We start from the raw sequence: 1,367 nt of genomic DNA, 5'->3' as shown, positions 1-1,367 counted from the left end.
CACGAGCTGACGCATCAGCTGGGTCTGCGGGACGAGTACCGGGACGCCGATGCCCCGCACCGCCCGCACGTTCCCGGCAGCCTGCTCGGCGACCTCGACGCGGCCCCGGAGGACTCCTCCCTCGTCGCGGCCGGTCTGCGCGACCGCCACCTCGCCCTGCTCGGCGCACTCATCGGGGACGTGACCCAGGCGCCGGAGCAGGCCGGCCTCAGCTTCGCGGAGGCGCGGGGCGCTGCCGTTGCGGACACGCGCGAGGCGGTGTGGGTGGATCCGGTGTCCCTGCCCCGGACCGCCGATGACGCCACCACCGGGGCAGACGTTCCCGCCCGGATGCTGCGGGGGGAGGGCCTGCTTCCGTTCGGGTCGGGCAATTTCATGTTCACCAACCTGAACTATGAGAGGGATGCGTACCAGAAAAAGGCGGTTCGTGTCATTCAGGCGCTGAGCAGGCACGCCATCATCCGTGAGTACGTCGGTGGCCGTCCGGTGCGGATCACGTTGCACGTGCGGACGACGGAGACGCCGGCGGATGTGATCGATCTGGACGTGGCTCGGCAGAGTGCGGCGATGCGTGCTCTGCAGGCTGCGGCCGACTCCGGTGATGACGAGGCGGCCGGGGCCGCCCAGCGGGAACTGGCGGACGCTCTGGCGGACAGGCCTGCGGCGCAGATGCGCGGGGTCGAGATCAATCTGGCGAGCTACTACTTCGAGAAGTACGACATCGGTTACATCATGGGGATGCTGGCGCATGAGATCGGTCTGCATCCGCTGGCCTCGGCGCGAGAGGAGCTGGGCCAGGACGAGGCCGACAACAGGGGGGTGGCGCAGCGGGTGCCGGGTCTGCCGGCGAACCGTGTGATGAACACGGTGGATGCGGGGCAGGCGGACCACGTCATGGCGGCTTCCCCGGAGCGGATGCGGCACCGGATCTACCGTGATGTGGTGGTGGAGATGGCGCATGTCCTGGCGCAGCAGGCGGAGAACGGCGACGAGGGGGCCGGCACCAAGGACGTCACGGACCTGTTCGACACGTATCTGATGGACGTGGCGACGATCGCGGTGACCAATGACCACCGGGCACGAGCTGCCTGGGAGCCCGTCAACACGGCCAGGGTCTACAACGCCTACAAGGAGCTGCTGCGCGAACAGTTGGCGGACGCCCCCGCGCTTCAGGCACTCCTGCCCCCCGACAAGGGTTGGCGCGGCGTCGCGGCGAACTTCACACGACTTGGCACCAACATCGTGACCCGCAATGTCGGCGACAGCATCCAACGGCCGGCCCCGGCCTACGAAGCCCGCCCCCGGCTTCCGCAGAGCACTGCTCGGCAGTCCGAGGACGCCCAGAACGAGGTTCCGCTCCCCGCCCG

General features: G+C 69.2%; 1 protein-coding gene. It reads left to right on the top strand.

Features of this window, described 5'->3' with window-relative positions; all coding sequences use genetic code 11:
• Positions 1–1,367, top strand: a 1,367-nt coding sequence (locus AB0N31_RS36535; RefSeq protein WP_366062846.1) for a hypothetical protein, incomplete at both ends; no start/stop codon positions are given.

The sequence above is a fragment of the Streptomyces sp. NPDC051051 genome (assembly GCF_040682975.1).
Taxonomy (GTDB): domain Bacteria; phylum Actinomycetota; class Actinomycetes; order Streptomycetales; family Streptomycetaceae; genus Streptomyces.
This window is presented reverse-complemented; position numbering and strand designations above follow the sequence as displayed.